The organism is Pseudoalteromonas sp. M58 (genome assembly GCF_042604605.1).
GTDB lineage: Bacteria > Pseudomonadota > Gammaproteobacteria > Enterobacterales > Alteromonadaceae > Pseudoalteromonas > Pseudoalteromonas tetraodonis.
On record NZ_CP152390.1, the window covers coordinates 2356438 to 2377416 of the forward strand.

Annotated in this window: 21 protein-coding genes; 10 read left to right on the forward strand and 11 right to left on the reverse strand. The window is 39.5% G+C overall.

The window, feature by feature from the left end; translation table 11 throughout:
* Nucleotides 1-253: 253 nt before the first annotated feature.
* Nucleotides 254-475: a DUF3820 family protein gene (locus tag AAGD16_RS10895; protein WP_076920594.1), complete on the forward strand. Its 222-nt coding sequence runs from the start codon at nucleotides 254-256 to the stop codon at nucleotides 473-475.
* 109 nt (nucleotides 476-584) lie between these two features.
* Here AAGD16_RS10895 and AAGD16_RS10900 read toward each other — a convergent pair whose 3' ends face one another.
* From AAGD16_RS10900 to ilvY, 6 genes are all read right to left on the reverse strand, one after another.
* The gene (locus tag AAGD16_RS10900) at nucleotides 585-1817 is read right to left on the reverse strand and encodes an ATP-binding protein (protein ID WP_377111707.1); all 1233 of its coding nucleotides are present in this window, start codon (nucleotides 1815-1817) and stop codon (nucleotides 585-587) included.
* Nucleotides 1818-1843: 26 nt separating this feature from the next.
* Nucleotides 1844-2536: a response regulator gene (locus AAGD16_RS10905; protein ID WP_013465514.1), complete on the reverse strand. Its 693-nt coding sequence runs from the start codon at nucleotides 2534-2536 to the stop codon at nucleotides 1844-1846.
* A gap of 14 nt (nucleotides 2537-2550) precedes the next feature.
* Nucleotides 2551-2916 (reverse strand): DUF3019 domain-containing protein, encoded by a 366-nt coding sequence (locus AAGD16_RS10910; protein WP_028834008.1) that lies wholly within the window; start codon nucleotides 2914-2916, stop codon nucleotides 2551-2553.
* Nucleotides 2917-2929: 13 nt separating this feature from the next.
* Complete coding sequence (locus AAGD16_RS10915) at nucleotides 2930-3769, reverse strand: MipA/OmpV family protein (RefSeq protein ID WP_171046523.1); 840 nt, start codon at nucleotides 3767-3769, stop codon at nucleotides 2930-2932.
* Nucleotides 3770-3880: 111 nt separating this feature from the next.
* Nucleotides 3881-4927, reverse strand: a complete 1047-nt coding sequence (locus AAGD16_RS10920; RefSeq protein ID WP_013465517.1) for a GGDEF domain-containing protein — start codon at nucleotides 4925-4927, stop codon at nucleotides 3881-3883.
* A 90-nt stretch (nucleotides 4928-5017) separates the two neighbouring features.
* Entirely contained in the window at nucleotides 5018-5923 is a 906-nt protein-coding gene (gene ilvY / locus AAGD16_RS10925; protein ID WP_024602050.1) for an HTH-type transcriptional activator IlvY, read from the reverse strand.
* A gap of 137 nt (nucleotides 5924-6060) precedes the next feature.
* Between ilvY and ilvC the strand changes: the two genes are divergently transcribed.
* The 4 genes from ilvC to AAGD16_RS10945 all read left to right on the forward strand — a co-directional run bounded on the left by ilvC (nucleotide 6061) and on the right by AAGD16_RS10945 (nucleotide 11779).
* Nucleotides 6061-7533 (forward strand): ketol-acid reductoisomerase, encoded by a 1473-nt coding sequence (ilvC, locus tag AAGD16_RS10930; protein ID WP_064662601.1) that lies wholly within the window; start codon nucleotides 6061-6063, stop codon nucleotides 7531-7533.
* A gap of 144 nt (nucleotides 7534-7677) precedes the next feature.
* A complete protein-coding gene (locus AAGD16_RS10935; RefSeq protein ID WP_013465520.1) occupies nucleotides 7678-9597 on the forward strand; it encodes a methyl-accepting chemotaxis protein in 1920 nt (639 codons plus the stop codon).
* A 78-nt stretch (nucleotides 9598-9675) separates the two neighbouring features.
* Entirely contained in the window at nucleotides 9676-10866 is a 1191-nt protein-coding gene (locus tag AAGD16_RS10940; RefSeq protein ID WP_028834004.1) for a tetratricopeptide repeat protein, read from the forward strand.
* A 277-nt stretch (nucleotides 10867-11143) separates the two neighbouring features.
* Complete coding sequence (locus tag AAGD16_RS10945; protein WP_252190541.1) at nucleotides 11144-11779, forward strand: M28 family peptidase; 636 nt, start codon at nucleotides 11144-11146, stop codon at nucleotides 11777-11779.
* On the opposite strand, the gene AAGD16_RS10950 is transcribed toward AAGD16_RS10945, so the two are convergent.
* Nucleotides 11725-12066 (reverse strand): GIY-YIG nuclease family protein, encoded by a 342-nt coding sequence (locus AAGD16_RS10950; RefSeq protein ID WP_069438684.1) that lies wholly within the window; start codon nucleotides 12064-12066, stop codon nucleotides 11725-11727. The two genes, AAGD16_RS10945 and AAGD16_RS10950, sit on opposite strands and share 55 nt — an antisense overlap.
* Before the next feature lie 106 nt (nucleotides 12067-12172).
* Here AAGD16_RS10950 and AAGD16_RS10955 point away from each other — a divergent pair, with 106 nt between their 5' ends.
* Nucleotides 12173-12532 carry an outer membrane protein assembly factor BamE gene (locus AAGD16_RS10955; RefSeq protein WP_013465523.1) on the forward strand — a complete coding sequence of 120 codons (360 nt, stop codon included), beginning with the start codon at nucleotides 12173-12175 and terminating at the stop codon, nucleotides 12530-12532.
* 50 nt (nucleotides 12533-12582) lie between these two features.
* Here the strand turns inward: AAGD16_RS10955 and AAGD16_RS10960 are convergent, their stop codons facing one another.
* Together AAGD16_RS10960 and AAGD16_RS10965 are read right to left on the reverse strand one after the other, a co-directional pair.
* On the reverse strand, nucleotides 12583-12906 hold the full coding sequence (locus AAGD16_RS10960; protein WP_013465524.1) for an RnfH family protein: 324 nt from the start codon (nucleotides 12904-12906) through the stop codon (nucleotides 12583-12585).
* Complete coding sequence (locus tag AAGD16_RS10965) at nucleotides 12903-13343, reverse strand: type II toxin-antitoxin system RatA family toxin (protein ID WP_013465525.1); 441 nt, start codon at nucleotides 13341-13343, stop codon at nucleotides 12903-12905. Before AAGD16_RS10965 ends, AAGD16_RS10960 begins: the two co-directional genes overlap by 4 nt.
* Before the next feature lie 148 nt (nucleotides 13344-13491).
* Between AAGD16_RS10965 and smpB the strand changes: the two genes are divergently transcribed.
* Nucleotides 13492-13971, forward strand: coding sequence for an SsrA-binding protein SmpB (smpB, locus tag AAGD16_RS10970; protein WP_013465526.1), 480 nt, complete (start codon nucleotides 13492-13494; stop codon nucleotides 13969-13971).
* 288 nt (nucleotides 13972-14259) lie between these two features.
* Complete coding sequence (locus AAGD16_RS10975) at nucleotides 14260-16854, forward strand: TonB-dependent receptor (protein ID WP_033104092.1); 2595 nt, start codon at nucleotides 14260-14262, stop codon at nucleotides 16852-16854.
* 59 nt (nucleotides 16855-16913) lie between these two features.
* On the opposite strand, the gene AAGD16_RS10980 is transcribed toward AAGD16_RS10975, so the two are convergent.
* A complete protein-coding gene (locus AAGD16_RS10980; protein WP_008109095.1) occupies nucleotides 16914-17519 on the reverse strand; it encodes a peroxiredoxin in 606 nt (201 codons plus the stop codon).
* 236 nt (nucleotides 17520-17755) lie between these two features.
* Nucleotides 17756-18469, reverse strand: a complete 714-nt coding sequence (fadR, locus tag AAGD16_RS10985; RefSeq protein ID WP_008109093.1) for a fatty acid metabolism transcriptional regulator FadR — start codon at nucleotides 18467-18469, stop codon at nucleotides 17756-17758.
* A 301-nt stretch (nucleotides 18470-18770) separates the two neighbouring features.
* On the opposite strand from fadR, the gene nhaB reads away from it, so the two are divergent.
* Together nhaB and dsbB are read left to right on the forward strand one after the other, a co-directional pair.
* Nucleotides 18771-20342, forward strand: coding sequence for a sodium/proton antiporter NhaB (gene nhaB / locus AAGD16_RS10990; protein ID WP_013465528.1), 1572 nt, complete (start codon nucleotides 18771-18773; stop codon nucleotides 20340-20342).
* Between the two features lie 118 nt (nucleotides 20343-20460).
* Complete coding sequence (gene dsbB / locus AAGD16_RS10995; RefSeq protein ID WP_013465529.1) at nucleotides 20461-20979, forward strand: disulfide bond formation protein DsbB; 519 nt, start codon at nucleotides 20461-20463, stop codon at nucleotides 20977-20979.

The following is a 20979-nucleotide window of genomic DNA, read 5'->3' on the forward strand; positions in this document are numbered from 1 at the left end:
CCTTTACATCTGCGTATTTTATTGGTTTAAAAATAAGGTAAAATGTCTGTGTTGGTTTAGTAAAGCTAATACCTAAGTGTGTATTTAAATAAAATATACACAACTGGACCCCTTGCTTTTAATTAACCAATAAGATTCTCAAATTAGAGGGCCTACTCCCTCTATCAATAGGCTGTTACTTGCCCGTTACAGCCTATTTTATTTCTTTATTATCCCTTACACTTAACACCTCTACTCATAAAAGATGTCAATAATGGATCCTCAACAACTTAAAGTCGCCATTAATACCATTATGCCGTTTGGTAAATATGCGGGACGCCCCTTACTTTTGCTGCCTGAGCCTTATTTAGTGTGGTTTAAACAGCAAGGCTTTCCTAATAGCAAGCTCGGCTCTCAACTTGCAATGATGTACGAAGTGAAGCTTAATGGTTTAGAGCAAATGTTGATGCCATTACTAGAAAAAAATAGTAAATAAATAGAACTTTTCTATAAGTGGCCTGTCTATCTATTTGCTACTTGTTGATTTTTTGGTTTTAAACCGCAAAAAAGCGCCTTTAAGGCGCTTTTTTATTGTGTGGAATTTACTAGTCTAAGCTAATAATAAACTTAACCCCACCCAGTGTAGAGTCTTCAATCGTGCACTGCCCTTTATGCCATGACACAATTTTACTCACTATCGCCAGCCCTAGCCCAAACCCTCCGGTTTTTTTATCACGACTTTTATCTAAGCGTGTAAACGGCTTAAATACTTTTTCGCGCTCAGAGAAGGCAATACCAGGGCCATCATCTTCAACCACTAGCAGTAACTTTTCATCGGCAGTACTTAAACTAATATGTACACTTTTCGAGGCATGTTTAAGTGCATTACTGATTAAGTTTTGCAGCACCCGCGACATAAAATGACTATCGCATGAGTAAATAAATTGAGTGGGGAGCGTTGTTTTTAGTTTAATACGGGTATCAAAGTTTACTTTTTCAATATTAGTTTTAATTAATGCAACGATATCGCAAGGGGCTAATTGTAAACTAGGTTGCTGTGTGTCTAAACGGGCGTATTCCAACATTTCAGATACCAAGGACTCCAGTTCATGAATATCCATTTGCATGTCAGATAAATACTGCTGTGCTTTGGTATCGTGAGTTTTATCCTCGAGTATTGCAATAGCAAACTTCAACCGCGCTAATGGCGTTCTAAATTCATGAGATACAGAAGAGGTGAGCTCTTGCTGAGCACTCAGTAAAAACTCAATACGTTGCTGCATTACTTGCAATGTATCGGTGATGGGTAAGAAGAATGACTTTGAGCTATCGCTTAATTGAAAATCTTGCGAGCCACCCACTGCCTCGCATGCATGACTCAGCTTTGCAAAGTCTCGCCACAACAAAAAGCTCCACAAACCTATTGGTAAACTTATAATAAACAACACCAGTAAATACGGTAACACAGTCCCGGAGCTGCTGTGTTTAACACCCACAGGGCCTACTTGTAGCAATTGTGAATTATTTAGCGTTACATACCAAACGATACGCTGCTGTTTATCATATAAATAAAGGTAATGGTTTTGAAATAGTTGTGCTTGCTGTTCTGGTGGGAGCACCAGATCTTGCTGGGCAATGACTTGGCTATCAAAATTATGTTTAAGCTGCTCAAGCCCATCTGGGGTTTGTGAAAGCAGCCATAAAGACTGCCCGAATTCGTCATCTAACAATACACTTTGCTGAGATTCATCATAGGGCCAAAACTGCTCTATAACGCCACTAACAATAAACAAAGAGGCAATAATATACACGTAAAGGCTTATAAATAGCTTTCCCATTAACCTAGCCTAACACCTTGCATTTATTACATATCCCACGCATCTGATACAAATAAATAGCCTTGCCCCCATACCGTTTTAATTCGATAGGGCTTATCACTGTTATCACCGAGCTTTTTACGAATGCGTGATACACGAACATCCACCGTGCGGTCTAACCCGTCGTACTCACGCCCTATCATATGTTGATGGACATGCTCTCGACTGAGCACTTCACCAGCATTTGAAGCCAATAACCACAGCAATTCAAATTCATGAGAAGTCAGGACAATTTCAACACCGCTTAGCTTTACAATGCGGCTGGTTTTATCTATTGATAAATCACCAAATTGAAGTTCTTCAATCGCTTTAACACTTGGCTGTCCACGGCGAAGCAATGCACTAATTCGAGCAAGAAGTACACGCGGCTCTGCTGGTTTTATAACGTAGTCGTCAGCCCCGAGTTCTAAGCCTATGACTTGATCGAAGTCTTCACCCTTTGCTGTCAGCATTAAGATAGGGAGAGTGTATTTGTCACGTACTTGTCGACATACGCTAAAGCCATCTTTTCCTGGCAACATTACATCTAAAATGATCAAGTCGACGTGGTTTTCACTAAGATAAGGGAACACTTCGTCACCGCGTTCTAAAACGTCAACTTCTAAGCCATTATGCTCAAGATAGTCTTTGGTTAATTGTTGCAACCCTAAATCATCTTCAACAAGTAATATCTTTGGCATTTACTGCTCCTAAATTAAAAAAAGCTCCAAGGTGAGCGTAGCCGATGTTTTTTCTTAGCGTATGCGGTTTGCACTTCTATTTGCACACTCGCTAACGATACACCTGTATGGGGATTAATCAGGGAGTATATGGTCTCCACCTGAACACGCGCTTTATAACTAAGTTGGCCTTTTTTGACACCTTGCCAGCATTGTAATTGTGTATCTTGTTGGTATAAACATACATCGCTAGCGGCTGACAGTTGCCACTTAAATTTTAACTCAAGATCACAAAATTCTTGTTGTTCGGAAACCACACAGACTTTGGGTGATACGTTAAGTGAAGAGGCTTTTGCAACGCTAGCGTTGCTAAAAAATGAAGCTGCAAGCACAACCAACATAAAACACTTCATATTAAAATGTATGTTCGAATCCTATAAAGGCGGTCATTGAATAGTCATGTTCAAAAAGCGGGCTGCTATCCATTGCTGAATAATCATAATAGGCTAAATGAAAACGAAGCGCGTTGACTCCATCTACAGGCCAACGGGCGTCGATTTTAGCATAAGGTTGCCAACTACTACCAACTTCTATTTCACCGTAAATAGATTCAGCGCTATTTAAACCATAAAAATAGTTATTTAGTTGGGCTGATTTGTAATTAACGCCTAACGTCGACTTTAACGTTAATTGCTTAAACTCATGGTGATATTGCCATTGCAACGATCCCCTATAGCCATTATAAACGCTGTTTACATCATGCAATAATTGCGCAGAAAATACTTGCTGCTGCTTTACAAAAAAATAGCTGATACCGGCATCAAGTGCGACTCGTCTTTTTTGTATATTATTTATATTTACTTGACGAGGTGAGTCAGTGTGTAGCGATTCTAATATCTCGTTCTCAGCGGTTGTTTTAAAGGCGAAAATATTTTGTGGATGCCAATCAATAAAAAAGCGTGACTCAGGGTTAATTTCTGACACAAAACTAACGTTATGTTGTTTGCTTTGTAAAAAAGAATAACCAAGGCGGCCATTATCAAAAAACCAATTTTGACCATAATAGGCCACTTGCGGAATAACAACTAAGGGGATGTTATCTGCACCATACAGAGGATTTGTGATCACCCCAACACCAACACTCACACTAAGGTTAAGCTCATCAGTGGATATATGTTGCTGCTTCTGAGCAATCGCATTAGTGCTTAATAGCACTAATAACAGGCATGTGTTTATTCTCAGATGGAACCGCATGAAGTTAATCGCTAGTTTATAAAGTGGCTTTGACCCTATAGTAGCAAGTAGTATGAACACAAGCTCTAGAGGGTTACAATCATTAACAAATTTGATACAAACAGAACACGTTTACATATCGGCCGCTATTTCGACCCGATTACGACCATGGGTTTTAGCTAAATAAAGTGCTCTGTCTGCCTTTTCAACTAATAAACAGCTTTTACTAAAGGGTTCCATTAAAGCAATGCCGAAACTGGCTGAAATATTACGTTTATTATTACTGTCTTCTTTTTTACGAATCGTCAATTTGGCAATGCTCAAACGAAGCTGATTACAAAATGCCATCGCATCATTAATGCTTTCAAAGTAGCCCGTAATACAAAATTCTTCACCACCAAAACGATAAGCTCTGTATTGCTCTTGTACACTATTTTGCACTTTTTGAGCTACTAGCTTGAGTACCTCATCGCCTTTTTGATGGCCAAAATCGTCATTAAAACGTTTAAAATGATCAATATCGAACATAATCAACACCGCTAATTTACCGTGTTCATTTTGTGAAGAGGCGTTCAAACAAAACTCAACAATGTCTGTGTCAAACTTACCGCGATTAAATAATCCGGTTAAGGAATCTTTATCAACCGCTTCTTGGGTCACGCTAAGCGCTTCTTTTAAATCTTTAATTTCGTTGTACGCTTGCGCTAATTTGGTTTGGAATCCACGGGCGTAATCTTGCATCGCAATTGATTCGTCAGTTAGGCGCTCAACGCAAGAAAGGATCTCATTAAATGAGTTAATACTAGAGAGTGTTTTTAATTCATTTTGTGAATCAACTAACGAGGTAGTAAAGCTTTTCGAATATTGAATGGAGTCACTAAGATCAAACTGCATTTGCTCTACGGTGCCATGAAACCTTTCAGACATTTGTTGAAAAAATGCAAGCTCTTCGTCATTAATATGCTTATTAAAAATTTCTTGGGCGGTTTGAGCTGAACACGTATTGTGCAAAGAGATGACTTTATCAAGCTCTGTGTTTAGTTGTGGGTTGTCGCCCTGTACATAACAGTACCAAATAGCATAATTTATTGGCGTTACAGGCATTTTGTATTTAACCATCAACGGAATGGCTTTTTTTAAACACTGGGCAGAATGAGCAAGTGAAACCGTATTATCCATAATTAAAACTCTTAGACATCACAACAAAGATGTTAATAAACACATAAATATTAGCGGTTTATATTAACAGTTTTTTATCATCCAACAAGCCTATATTATGTTTTCTCCCATATTTTGTGCAATATTCCAAAGCGCACTAATAGCAGGGTCGTTTAGTTCTTTATGTAATACAGCCAAACCAATTTTAAACCCTTGTGGTGGCTCGCCTTTATACTCTAAAACCTGAACCTTATCGTTAAGCGGACTATTATCGAGTACAATTTTTGGGATCATGGCCACGCCTAACCCTAAACTCACCATAGATACCATAGCTTCATGCCCTGCCACTTGCGCGTAAATTTTTCCTTGTACATTATTTTTTCGCCACCACTGCTCCAACCTTTGTCTTGAAAATCCTTGTTCAGCAACAATAAATTCAAGCTCAGACCAATCAATAGTTTCGCTACTAGTGGCTAATTTTTCTGTGATCGGACATTGAATAGTGGGTGCAATTAATACCAATGGCGAGTAGCCAATATCTACAAATGCAATTTGTGCAGGTAATTTACTGGGTCTGGCTGCAATGGCCATAGATTCATGTCCATCTAACACTCGGTTAATAGCCAAGGCGGGATCGCCCGTATTTAAGGTAATTTCAATATGCTGATGCTGAGCTCTAAGTTGCTCTAAAATATGATGCAAAAAACTGTAAGACGCGGTAACGGAGCAATAAAGGCTCACATTGCCATAAATATGTTGTTGCGGTTCGTTTAAATTAGCTTTAAACCGCTGCCAATGACTAAGTGTTGCACTGGCATACTCCTTAAATGCAACGCCTTCGCGGGTAAGCTTTACACTGCGATTATCACGCTGGAATAACATCACCCCTACTTCATCTTCTAACTGCTTAATATTACGACTTAAAGTGGGCGCACTTATGTGGCATAACTCACTGGCACGAGAGAAATGAAGCGTTTTTGCCAACGCCAAAAAGTAATTTAAATGCTTATGATCCATAATAACACCGGTATTTCATATTATGAAATACTTTAATTCAAATATATCATTTTACGCAAGAAAAGATTTTCCATATTGTTATTCCAAGCAAAGCAAAAGCAATGCATCTAACAAACTGAATTAATAGGAAACTTATCATGGCAAATTATTTTAATAGCTTACCTTTACGCGAACAATTAGCGCAATTGGCACAATGTGAATTTATGGGCGCAGACGAATTTAACGACGGTGTTGCTGCACTTAAAGGTAAAAAATTGGTAATTGTAGGCTGTGGCGCACAGGGCTTAAATCAAGGCTTAAACTTACGTGATTCTGGTTTAGATGTAGCCTATACACTACGTGATTCAGCCATTTCTGAGCGTCGTCAGTCATTCTTAAATGCATCTGACAATGGTTTTAAAGTGGGTACATATGAAGAGTTAATCCCAACAGCCGATGTAGTACTTAACTTAACACCTGATAAACAACATACTGCAGTTGTTAATGCCATCATGCCATTAATGAAACACGGCTCAACCCTTGCCTATTCACATGGCTTTAATATTGTTGAAGAAGGCATGCAAGTTCGTGAAGACATTACCGTTATTATGGTTGCACCAAAATGCCCGGGGTCAGAAGTACGTGAAGAGTATAAACGCGGCTTTGGTGTACCTACATTAATTGCGGTTCACCCAGAGAATGATCCTCAGGGCCATGGCTTGGCACAAGCAAAAGCCTATGCAGCAGGTACGGGTGGTCATCGCGCGGGGGTGCTTAAATCATCATTTATCGCTGAAGTGAAATCTGATCTGATGGGCGAGCAAACCATTTTATGTGGCATGCTACAAACTGGCTCTATTTTATGTTTTGACAAAATGATTGAAAAAGGAATTGATGCCGGTTACGCCTCAAAGCTTATTCAATATGGCTGGGAAGTGATCACAGAAGCACTTAAATACGGCGGTGTGACAAACATGCTTGACCGCTTATCAAACCCTGCAAAGGTTAAAGCGTTTGAGCTAAGTGAAGAGCTTAAAGTGATTATGCGTCCTCTTTATAACAAACACCAAGATGACATTATCGATGGCACATTTTCACGTGTAATGATGGAAGACTGGGCAAATGATGACGCTAACTTACTAAAATGGCGTGCTGAAACTGCAGAAACTCATTTTGAAAAAACCCCTGCAGGTGATGTAGAAATTGCTGAGCAAGAATTTTTTGACCACGGTATTTTAATGGTGGCAATGGTAAAAGCGGGTGTAGAACTGGCATTTGAAACCATGACAGCGGCCGGTATTATTGCAGAATCTGCCTATTATGAGTCACTGCATGAAACGCCGCTGATAGCCAATACTATTGCACGCAAAAAGTTATTTGAAATGAACCGCACTATTTCAGATACCGCTGAGTACGGCTGCTATTTATATAACCATGCCTGTTTGCCGCTTCTACAAGAATTTATGCAAGGTATTGATACTGATGTTATTGGTAAAGGCTTAAATGAGCAAAGTAATCAAGTTGATAACCAAACTTTAATTCAAATAAATACGGCTCTACGTGAGCACCCTGTTGAGAAAGTAGGCGCAAAATTACGCGGCTACATGTCCGCAATGAAAAAAATAGTTTAATTCTATAACCCTAGAACTTTCACTTGTTAGAAACCAAGCCCACTTGCATTTTGCTGTGGGCTTTTTTAATCATCAATAGCTGAAAATAAATAATGTGCTAAAATAATTCCCCTCATTGCCTCAGTTGTAAATATAAGCACTATCATGACGATACAAAATCTCTCTATTACTCAAAAAATAACAGCCCTTGGAAGCATTATTGCTATTTGTGTTGCTGTATTAATTGGTTTGACGTCTTTGCATAACTCAAAGAATATTATTGAGCAACGCATGATCGAATCTGAACTGCCAAGTAAATTGCAAACAATCAGTAATCATATTGGTGGGGAGATCAATGAACTTCTTGGTGCAGCACAGCAGCTTTCGGCAAATACCTTTATTTTAGATTGGGCAAATGCTGGCAACAACAACGACACGCTATTACTTAAAGAGCTCAATCGTTTGGTTGACCAATACGATCTTGCCACGGCTTCATGGGCGAATAAAAACACTGCACAATATTGGAATCAAGATGGCTTTTTACGTGTTTTAAAAAATGATGCCGCAGATGGATGGTTTTTTGCTTTTACACAATCAAAGCAACCTTACTCAATTAGTATTTATCAAGAGTCAGAAAACGATGTAAAAATGTTTGTTAACCACCAACAACCTAATGGTTTAGGCTTGGCAGGCTTAGCAAAAAGCATTACAGATATGCAAAAGCTGCTACAACAATTTAAAATTGAGCAATCAGGGTTTGTGTTTATTGCCGATAAAAACGGATTAATTCAGTTACATAAAGATGCAGACAAAGTCGCTAAGGTTAATATAGATAGTATTTACAGCGCTAATATTCATAACAAATTACTTAATAAAAACGGCTTCGCTTTAGAGGAAGTAAATATCAACGGGCAAGCCACACTCATTGCAGCCACACCGATTAAAAACACTGACTTATTTGTCTTAGCTCAAGTCCCAAAAAGCGAAGTGTTTTCTAGTGTAAATACCCTGGAGTGGCAAATATTCACTTTCACTATCATCACTGCGCTAATCGCAAGCGTGATCAGTTACTTATTAGCTCGCTCTTTAGCTTCACCGTTATCAACAATGGCTGAGCTATTTTCGCGCTTAGGCCGTGGCGATGCAAATTTAGCCTATCGCTTACCAACATCTCCCCAACCTGAGCTAAATAATTTAACCACCGGCTTTAATCAATTTATTGAAAAAATAGAAACCGCTATTGTGCAAGTGGCTAATGAGAGCCACGGTATTCGCCACAGCTCAGATCATGTATTTTCGCAAGCCAAGCAAAACTCTTTAGCGCTTGATAAGCAAAAAGAGCAAACTATTTCAGTTGCAGCAGCCATTAATGAAATGGGCGCTACAGTGCAAGAAATAGCACAAAGTGCTGCCAATGCAGCTAAGCTAACCAACGATAGCCGCGATAACACCAAGCAAAGCCATCAACAAGTGTTACAAAGCCAAACGACAATCTCAGCCCTTGCCAGCGACATTGACGGCATAACCGAGCAAGTTGCTTTACTTTCTAAAAAGACTATTGATATCGCTAGTATTGTGGATTCAATTAGAGGTATATCTGAACAAACTAACTTACTGGCTCTTAATGCAGCCATTGAGTCTGCTCGTGCTGGTGAACATGGACGAGGCTTTGCTGTAGTTGCTGATGAAGTAAGAGCGCTGGCGAATCGTACCTCACAATCGACCACTGAAATTCAATCAATGATTGAAGAACTCACTCATATTTCAGATGACGTTGTCAGCGATATCGGTCAATCAAAAGATAAAGCACAACAAAGCGTAAGCGCAATGCAAAACTCGGTTGAGTTACTTAATACCATTACTGAAACAGCCAATGAAATTAACGATATGGCGACCTTAATTGCCACCGCCACCGAACAGCAAAGTAGCGTTGTGAATGATGTAGGTCGTAGTATTGAGCAAATAAGTGAGATCAGTGATAAGTCAATGAGTGAACAAATCAATACAGAACAAGCAATTCGTGATTTAGCCACCAGCGCACAAACACTTGATGCACTCGTTGCAACGTTTAATCAGCAACGTTAAATAGAGTGTTACATTAAAAAATAACCTCTGTACAAAATAACCACTATACTTAAGTGTGTTTTTTGTACAGAGGTGTGTATGAATGCTCTCCAAGGTAAACATTATTTACTGATTGTGTGTCTGCTGGCTCTGTGTGCTTGTAGCACCACAGATAACGCCAATATAAGCGTGCCAATCCCCACTATTACTCCTCCCATGCAATTACAACAGCAGCTGGTAGAGTCTGAGCAACAAATATTTCAACTCGACGATAGCCTCAAACAGCAATTAAATGCTTACGTGCAATCGAGTAAATCAGTTGATGAAATAGCGTATAGCCTACTTAGTTTTTTACTCACAAATGGCGATAGCGCTTTATCTTATCAATCCACCACGACACAAACCGCATCTCAGAGCTATCAAAACTTAAACGCCAATTGCTTGTCACTATCAATTTTAGCATATAGTTTAGCTGAGCATTTAGGGCTTAAAGCTCGCTTTCAAAAAGTACACATTCCGGAGTATTGGTCACTAAATCAGGGATTTAATTTACTCACGGGGCACATCAACCTTGCCATAGACAATAAAACGAAACTCAAAGACAGCTCACTTGTTTATCAGCGTAATAAGCGTTTAATCATTGATTTTGATCCCAATAGCAGACAAGCCCGTTTTGCAACCTCATTGCTTTCAAAAAAAAGAGTGACCGCCATGTTTTATAATAATAAAGGGGGTGAGGCACTGGTAAATAAACACTATGATTTAGCGTTTAGCTATTTCAAAGCAGCAATCAATACGGACGCTTCATTTAGTGCTAGCTGGGGCAATTTAGGGGTACTCTTTAAACAATTAGATGATTTAAAGCAAGCGGAGCAAATGTATCGCTATGCTATTGCCTTAAATACTGATAATAATACTGCACAAGGTAACTTAGCATTATTATACACACTCACAGATAGAGTGGCCGAAGGCGAAAAGCTATTGGCTGAGCTTGACAAAAAACGCCAAGAAAATCCTTACTATCATATCTCGCTTGGTAACAGTGAGTATGTAAATGGTAATTTTAAAGGCGCAATTAGCCACTATAAAAAAGCTAACGCTATGTCACCAACCTTACATGAAAGCCACTTTGGACTGGCGCGAAGTTACTTTGAGTTAAATAATATAGCTAGGGCGGAATTTCATTTGCGTAAAGCCAGAAAAAAAGCAGACTTTACACATGACAAACAACGCTATGATAATAAACTCATCGCATTAAAATCACTTATCGTTAAGGCGAATCATTATTAAATTATTTAGTTTAACCTGCATTGTATTTTTTATAAGTTGGAGTGGACTCTCAAAGCCGATTGAGCCGCAGTTATTCACTGATTTAACAACGCTAACCAGCTCTAAATTAGCAGGCAGAAAAACGAATAGTCACTCGGCTTTACTCACCAGAGAATATTTAAAAGCACGCTTTAAAGAGCATCAACTGACGGTTATTGAACAACCTTTTACTTATCCATCAGGGCTGTTTTCTAAGGCGCAAGGCGTAAATATTGTTGCGACCAAAACAGAAAAAAATTTGCCTGTTATTGTTATTACAGCGCATTACGACCATTTAGGCCTAAAAGCCGGAAAATTACACCCTGGCGCTAACGATAATGCCTCGGGTGTTGCCGCATTACTATACTTATCGAACGCTTTAAAGGTGCAATCATCCTATGGTTTTGTGTTTGTTGCAACAGACGCTGAAGAAAACGGTTTACACGGCAGTGAGCACTTTGCCAAAACAATGCGCCAGTTCCCTGTTGCTTTAAATATTAACTTAGATATGTTGGCAATTAAAAAATCGCATAAGCGGTTATACGCGCTAACAAGTCGTTCGTTAAAAAACCAACTCACTCCACTATTTAGCCAAATAAAAAATACGAGTGTCGAATTAAAGCCCGTTTATTCATCACGAAAAATGAGTCGACTCACCAACACGAAACAAATAGACTGGCACAGAGCCAGCGACCATTATTCATTCGCTAAACAGAAAATTCCGTATGTGTACTTTTCGATGGGCGCCGATAATTATCATCACACAGCAAAAGATACGCTCGAAAATATTAATACTGCTCTTTATCAAGAAGCAGTATTGCTAATTGAGGCATTTATTAATCAGCTTTTGACAAAACCTGAGGTATTCAGTCCCCCTTTAAAAGCAGCAACGTAAGCCTCTTTTTTTGCCCGTGGAAGTTTTTTAATCGCATATTCTAATTTACTTGCGTCGCTTTTAGTCCCAACTTGTTGCTGATGAATGAGCACCAGCGGTCCTTTCCCTTTGAGGTTTTTTGCCCCTTTACCCGCTTGGTGCGTTGCTAAACGACGCGCTACATCAACTGTAATGCCGGTATACCAATGACCAAACCGTGTTTGCACAATATACAGTGACCAAACAGCCGGTTTACTTTTACTATTGCACAACTCATCGTTTAAACTTTTTTGATTATTAATGGTCAAAACCTCGCCTTAACGCGCTAAACAAAAACAATTACTCAAAAGGGTTTTACCTTGAGTGACTAATAGGTATCATGCAGATTATAAAAAATAAGGATCACAACTAACAATGCAGTCGTTAAAAACTTTTTCTCTTTGGCTTATCGTCGCTTTAACGCTTAGTTCAGCCGCAGGTTGTTCTAGCTGGGTGTACAGAATCAACATCCCTCAAGGTAACTTTTTAGAACAATCAGACGTTGATAAGCTTCGCGTTAATATGACTCGCGAGCAAGTAATTTATGTACTAGGCAGACCGATTGCCGAAGACGCCTTCGATAAAAATACTTGGCGTTACGTTTACAGCTTTAATAAAGGGCGCGCTAATGAACAATATAAATCATTAGTATTAAACTTTGAAAATGAAAAGTTGGTAACGGTCTCTGGTGACTATGAGCAACCAGAAAACTTTACAACCCCTTTAGAGCAATAAGCCATTTGGGTTTAATTGAAAAAGGTGAGCATGGCTCACCTTTTTTGTATCTAACGATCTAACGGTCGGCCACCGGTTACTTTATTTGCGCGGCCCTCTTCTTTGGCTTTTTCGGCGCGCTTTCTGCGGGCATCTTTAGGGTCGGCAATTAATGGGCGGTAAATTTCAACTCTATCGCCGTCTTTAAGCTCATGATTAAGCTTTACCGTTCTGTTCCATACACCTAAAGTTAAAGCGGTTGCATCAATCTCAGGGCACTTCTTAATAATACCTGACTGGATCACTGCTTGCTCTGCGGTGGTACCTTGGAATACCTCTATATTTAGCGTGGTTGCTTTCGTTGGCAACGCAAACACAATTTCAATATTGATCATGCACGCTCTCCATATACCGCTTTTGCACGTTGAGTAAAGGCACTCACCATATTTTTAGCCACATCATTAAAAATTTTACCAAACGCAAGTTCTATTAACTTACTAGAAAATTCAAAGTCTAGCTGTAAATGTACTTTGCACGCATGTGCATCTAATTGCTGAAAATGCCAACGACCTTGTAAGGTTTTAAAAGGCCCATCGACCAAGCGAAGCATCACTGTTTGCTCATCAATTAGCGTATTTTCAGTGGTAAACCATTTTTTTATACCGGCTTTAGATATTTCTAAACTGGCGGTCATGTTATTATCATGCTGCTTAATAATTTTTGAGTCTGAACAATTAGGTAAAAACTGCGAATAAGCTTCTACATCATTGACTAGATCAAACATCTCTTTAGTGCTGTACATAACCAGCGCACTTTTTTCTATTTGTGGCATACTCACTCCCAACTGTGTGCAGGAATTTTAGCAAGCTTTGTGCGTTTCCCCAAACTTTCATCGCGCTTAAATGAATCCTTCGCTTTTGCATGTATAATTTAAAAAAATCGATGTAAAACATCTCGTATAACGTATATTATAGGGCACTATGGCTAAGAAAAATTCATCAAAATCGACAAGTAATACCATCGCGCTAAATAAAAAAGCGCGACACGAGTATTTTTTACACGACAAGTTTGAAGCAGGTATTGAACTCCAAGGCTGGGAAGTAAAAAGTATCCGAGCAGGTAAAGTAAATATCTCTGAAACTTATATTCATCTTAAAAACGGTGAAGCGTTTTTATTAGGCAGCACAATCCAGCCTTTAAATAGTGCATCAACCCATGTTATTTGCGACCCGCTGCGTTATCGTAAATTATTGCTCAGCAGACGTGAACTTGACCGTTTGGTAGGTGCAACCGAGCGTGATGGTTATTCATTAATTGCCACAGCTATGTATTGGAAAAAATGCTGGGTAAAGCTTGAATTCCATTTAGCGAAAGGTAAGAAAATGCATGACAAACGTGAAGACGGTAAAAATAAAGATTGGTCCCGTGAAAAAGAACGCTTAATGAAACATAAAGTTTAAATGAAAAAGCCTAACATCATGTTAGGCTTTTTTTTGCTAAATTTTTAGGAAAATACAAATTATTACAAATTAAAGTCGCTCGGCGTTTTGTTTATCAATAATAACTAAATCACGTTACAGCGCCAAATAGCGAGCATCCTATCGTTTACCTTTATTGAGAAAATCAGTACATATTAGTGCAGATAACAAAATCATCTTTGTGGCCAATTGATAACAGTTAAGTTACATGGTATTAATAATTCGACTTGTAAAACAAGTAAATTATAACATATCAACAAGGACTTAAGGATGAAGCAATCAATTGCATTTACACCGAGCTTAATCATCGGTGCTACTATCGCATTGTCAGCAGGTTTTAGTACAACGACTTATGCTGCACAGCAAACTGCAGAAAAAGTAGAACGTATTCAAGTAACAGGCTCTCGTATCAAACGTTCGGACATCGAAGGCCCGTCTCCAGTACAATCCATTAATAAAGAAGACATCGAAAACATGGGTTATGACAACCTACAACAGCTTCTTGAAAGAATGCCTGTTGCAGGTAATGGTACTTTTTCAACCCGTGGTAATAACCAAGACTCAACCGCAAATGGCTCAGCTGCCGTCAGCCTTCGAGGCTTAGGCGCCGATGCTACCTTGGTACTTATTAATGGTCGTCGTGTTGCAATCAGCGCATTTGCTGAAGGGATCACCAACTCATTCGTTGATATCAACAGTATTCCTGTTTCAGCAATCGAACGTATTGATATTTTAAAAGATGGCGCCTCAGCAATCTATGGCTCTGATGCTGTAGCGGGTGTTGTAAACGTTATCTTGAAAAAAGATATTGACGGTATTGAAGTAAACTTAGGTTACGGCGGCACAGATGGCCCTAACTATGAAGAAACTACAGCTAGTATTGTTTGGGGTACTACTAGTGCAAAAAGTAGCGCATCCGTTATTATTGATTACTTTAAAAACACCTCTTTATCATCAGATGAAATGGGGCGTTTAGGTACTGCTAATCAATCTCCATATGGCGGTGAAGATTTCCGTTCATCACGTGGCTTCCCTGGCTACTTCTATGTTGATGGCGTTAAAACAATAGACCCTGCGTGTCCTGCAGAAAATGCAACATCAAGTGGCAGTTGTTTATTTGACTATGGTCCATTTGGCTATATTGCACCGGCATCAGAACGTGTAGGTGCTATTTCACAATTTGAATACCGCTTTGATAATGGCATAACGGGCTTCTTAGAAATGGCCGTTCAGCATAACAGCTCAATTGCAGCAGGTGCCCCAACGCCACTTGATGAAGATGCGGGCTTAACAGTACCAGGTAGTCACCCTAATAACCCATTCGGCCAAGATATTGAAATAGGTCGTTACAGAACCGTAGATGCGGGTGCGCGCCAATGGGATATCGAATCAGACACATTACGTTTTGTTGCTGGTTTAAAAGGTGAAATAAACGATTGGAGCTGGGAAACAGCGGTACAAAAAGGACGTAGTAAGTCATTACAAACTGGGGATCGCTCACAAGGTTGGGTACGCACCGACTTCTTACAACAAGAAATTGATGCCGGTAACTACAACCCATTTGGCGGCACTTACAACGATCCGGCCGTAATTGATAGAATTACTACGAGCTTGGTTCGTCAAGGCGAGTCTCATATGACGTCGTTCGATGCTAACATTTCAGGTGAAGCATTTAGCTTTGGTGATGATGTTGTCATGATGGCGGCCGGTATTGAATACCGCGAAGAGGACGTAACGGATACGCCAGATGATCAATTCCAACGAGGATTAATCTTTGGTACCGAGTCTGTGTCAGCTGCAGCAGAGCGTGACCAATACGCTGCCTATGTAGAGTTTTCAATTCCACTTGCTGAGAACTTAGAGCTACAACTTGCTGGTCGTTACGATGATTACAGTGACTTTGGTACCACAACCAATCCTAAAGTCGCTTTACGCTGGGCACCTACTGATGAAATCACAGTGCGTGGTTCTTGGGCACAAGGCTTTAGAGCACCGTCACTTGCACAAGTAGGTTTAGGGCCATCTCAAGAGAGCCAGTTCTTTATCGATAATTACCGTTGTGACGCAACAGGTAAAGATTGTGATGCACTAGATTACAACATTGAATTTGCTGGTAATCCTGACTTAGAGGCTGAAGAGTCTGAATCTTGGAACGTCGGCTTTATTTGGGCACCTACAACTGACTTTGGTTTGAGTGTAGATGTATGGAGTATCACCCAAGACAATAAAATTGATGAGCAAGAGTTTGGTCCAATTTACAACTCAGAGTGTAATAACCAAAACAGTACCGTATGTGTTCGCTTACCTCCTTCAGGTACGGACAGTTTAGGGACTATTCAAAAGATTTTCAGTACTTTTGAAAACGTGTCATCACAAGAAGTTTCGGGCGTTGATATTTCAGCAAACTACAATCACTCACTGGATGATTTAGGCTTACTAAAATTCAATTTAGAATGGGCTTACCAAGATAAATTTGAAAAAGACGGCCGCGATTATACCGGTGAATATGGTTACCCAGAGCATCGCTGGATTTTCTCAACTAACTGGGAAATTGGTCAGTTCAACACAAACATGAACATTAGTTATGTAGGTGAGTTTGAAGATACGCCAGATATCGACTTCGATGGTAACTTAGACTTCGATAGTAATACATCGCGTACTGTTGATTCACAAGTACTGGTAGATTTACAAACATCATACCGTATTACTGAGTCAGCAAAAGTATCACTAGGTGTGAACAACTTATTTGATGAAGAGCCACCGTTTGCAATTGGTGACGGTGATTCAGATCTGTATGGTTACGCATCGGGTGTACACAACCCTCGTGGTCGTTACATTTACACTAAAGTTAGCTTTTCGTTTTAATTTAAAATAATAAAAAAACCGCCATTTTGGCGGTTTTTTTCTCAAACTAAAGGGCTAAATTATAGCTCGCCTTCGTTTTCAGATAAGAATTTAGCAACGCCTTCAGGGCTTGCGTCCATTCCTTTTTTACCTTCAGTCCAACCAGCAGGACATACTTCACCGTGCTCGCTGTGGAATGCTAGTGCATCTACCATACGGATCATTTCGTCGATGTTACGACCCAGTGGTAAGTCGTTCACTACTTGGTGACGTACGTTACCTTCTTCATCGATTAGGAAAGAACCACGAAATGCAACGCCCGCTTCTGGGTGCTCAACGTCGTATGCTTTACAGATTTCGTGTTTAACGTCTGCAACTAGTGCGTATTGAACTTTACCAATACCGCCGTCTGCTACAGCCGTGTTACGCCATGCGTTGTGTGAGAATTGTGAATCGATAGAAACACCAATTACTTCTACACCACGTTTTTGGAATTCTGCATAACGCTTATCAAAAGCAATAAGCTCAGAAGGACATACAAATGTGAAATCTAGTGGGTAGAAAAAGATTACTGCTTTTTTACCTTTGATTTTTTCGTGAAGGTTATAGCTATCTACAATCTCACCGTTACCTAGAACAGCTGCAGCGGTAAAGTCTGGTGCCTGACGGCCTACTAATACACCCATTTTATTCTCCAAATATTTTGAGTTTATTGTCAATTGCTTACGCAATACTGATTACTAATATGGGCACTAATTTTAAAATTACAATAGCAACCATATTTAATTAAACATTATTCTATGGCTATCAAAAATAAATTAACAATCGTATTTATAGATAGCACCGTTCTAAAATAGCGAACGCTTGATAAATGGACTGATTTTTGTTCATAAAAAAACCTGCTTTAAGCAGGTTCTTTTTACTAATCCATAATATCGCTAGGCATATCACCGCGAATATGTTGCCATATTTCACCGGTTTGATGACCATATTTACGCATCATGAATATTGCACCATCGTGCTCTTTATTCTCAGCAAGCTTAGTTAAGTCTTTATAAAACTGGCGTGCAAGCTCGCGAGTGCGAGGATCTGAAAAGTAATGGCAGCCAATCTTAGAATAAAAACCTTTAAAGCCATTAAGGATGAGCACATAAATGCGATTGTTACCGGCAACAGCTAATTCATGATGAACTTTATAATCATAATCTGCAAACGCTTGCGCGCTGTCTTCTAATTCATCGCTTTGTGATAAAATTTCGATAACACGCTCTGGTGCAAGCTTTATAGCTGCACGGGTATAAATTGCGCTGATATTAGTACGTGCTGAGAGTAACTGATCGGTTAGCTCTGGCATTTTATCTTCATCTAAACGTGCCAGTGTTTCAAGGATATTTAATCCTGAGGTTTCCCAAAAGTTATTAACGCGAGTAGGTTTACCATGTTGTATTGTTAACCAACCGTCCCTAGCTAATCGCTGTAATACTTCTCGTAATGTGGTTCTAGTAACACCAATTAACTCTGAGAGTTCACGCTCAGCAGGCAGAATTGAACCTGGAGGAAAATCACCATTCCAGATTGACTCTACTATGTATTCCTCAGCAAATCCTGCTGGGCTTTTCGCTTTAAAAATTCTCATTCAATTCCTACTCGAATTAATTCACATCACATCGCTACATACGATTAACTGACTGATTGTACCAGACAAGCCACAACTAACAAGTAAAGTAAGTTAAATTACCTAGGTATGTGATTAAAAAGGCAACTTTACTTGTATGATTCGCTAGTTTTACCGATAGGTTTTAAACACAATATGAATGCCAACCTATTATTCATACCAGACACTTTGACTATTATTATTTAGTTGTTTACACCCTCTATAAGCTGGACTAAGTTAATGACATTAACCAGACTATTAAACGCCTCCCTAGGGAAAAATCATGCAACAGAGTGTCCCATCTGCAATATTTATAAATTTTTTAGGTAAAGCACCTCAATGGTATAAATACACCATTATTGCATTTTTAATAATTAACCCGCTGCTGTTTCAATTAAACCCTTATTTGTCTGGCTGGGTACTGGTTATTGAGTTTATTTTTACACTGGCCATGGCGCTCAAGTGTTACCCACTGCAACCTGGTGGTCTACTTGCCATTGAGGCACTATTAATTGGTATGACATCAACCACGCAAGTTGAACATGAAATAGCACAAAACCTAGATGTGCTTTTATTACTTATTTTTATGGTTGCCGGTATTTATTTCATGAAAGATCTGCTGCTGTATATTTTTACCAAGTTAGTGGTTTCAGTAAGAAGTAAAACCGTTTTATCGCTTGCCTTTGCAATAGCTGCTGCGTTTTTATCAGCTTTTTTAGATGCCCTAACTGTAATGGCGGTTGTTATTGCGGTGGCCATGGGCTTTTATAGTATTTATCACAAGGTGGCCTCAGGAAAAGATTTTATTAGTGAGCACGATATTAACGATGATAACCAAGTAAAAGAGGTAAACCGTCAAGAGCTTGAAGAGTTTCGTGCTTTTTTACGTAATTTACTCATGCATGCCTCGATTGGGACCGCACTTGGCGGCGTGTGTACTATGGTTGGTGAACCACAAAATTTAATTATTGCAGAGCGAGCAAGTTGGCTATTTGGAGAGTTCTTTTTAAGAATGCTGCCCGTTTCTTTACCCGTGCTTTTTGCGGGCTTATTAACAACCTTTTTATTAGAAAAAACAAAAACCTTTGGCTATGGGGCAAAACTGCCAGAAACAATTCATGCTATTTTAAAAAACCATGCACAAACACTTGATAAAAAACGCACCAAACGCGATAGAGTGAACCTCACAATTCAAGCACTTATCGCTATCTGGTTAATTACTGGCTTAGCGTTACATTTAGCAACCGTGGGCTTAATTGGTTTATCGGTAATTATTTTAGCCACGTCGTCGGCCGGCATAATAGAAGAGCACCAACTCGGTAAAGCCTTTGAAGAGGCCCTCCCCTTCACTGCACTACTTTGTGTATTTTTTAGTGTGGTTGCAGTAATCATCGATCAACAACTCTTTACCCCTGTGATTACTTGGGTACTAACATTTGAAGGGCACTTACAATTGGTGATGTTTTTTATCGCTAATGGATTGCTTTCAATGGTCAGTGATAATGTATTTGTCGGCACTGTATATATAAATGAAGTTGCTGCAGCTCTAAAAGCAGGTCAAATAACTCGAGACCAATTTGATTTACTTGCAGTGGCGATAAACACCGGCACAAACTTACCCAGCGTGGCCACCCCTAATGGTCAAGCTGCTTTCTTATTCTTACTTACATCAACACTAGCTCCCGTGTTACGCCTATCTTACGGTCGAATGGTGTATATGGCTTTACCTTACACTTTTGTGCTTACCTTTGTTGGGTTAAGCGCGACTTATTTTGGCTTGAGTGAAATAACCAGTTTGTTTTATGACTGGGGGATAATACAACACCACATCCCTGTAGCGAATTCTGGGCATTAAGAGCTTCCCCGACTTTGAGGAGCTAGGAAATTTCATAGCTCCTCACTTTTTCCCTTTTACTTGCTCCGCTGTTTATCCTACGTCATAATCTAAGCCCTTATTTAAATACGGATTTGTTATGAACTGGCTTGCTAATCTAAGTACTCAACGTACACCTTGGTTATTATTCAGTGGGATTGTTTTTCTGCTTGAAGTCATCGCGCTCTTTTTTCAATACAACATGGGATTAGCACCGTGCATTATGTGTATTTACCAACGCACCGCGGTATTAGGCTTACTTTTTGCCGGTATTATTGGCGCCAGTAAACCAAACAACCTCGTAGTCCGTATTGTCGCTTATACAGTGTGGGGGGTTTCAAGTGTATGGGGGTTACTAATAGCTCGTGAGCACATTGAAATGCAAACAACCACTGACCCCTTCGCATTTAGCTGTGAGTTTGAGCCAAATTTTCCAGAGTTTATGCCATTACATCATTGGATACCGCAATTTTTTGAGGCAACCGGTGATTGCGGAAACATAGATTGGCAATTTGCAGGCTTAAGTATGCCAGCATGGATGGAAGTTATTTTTGTATTGTTTACCGCCACACTTATTGCGTTAGTGGCCAGTCGATTAATCTCTAAAAAGTCACTTTAA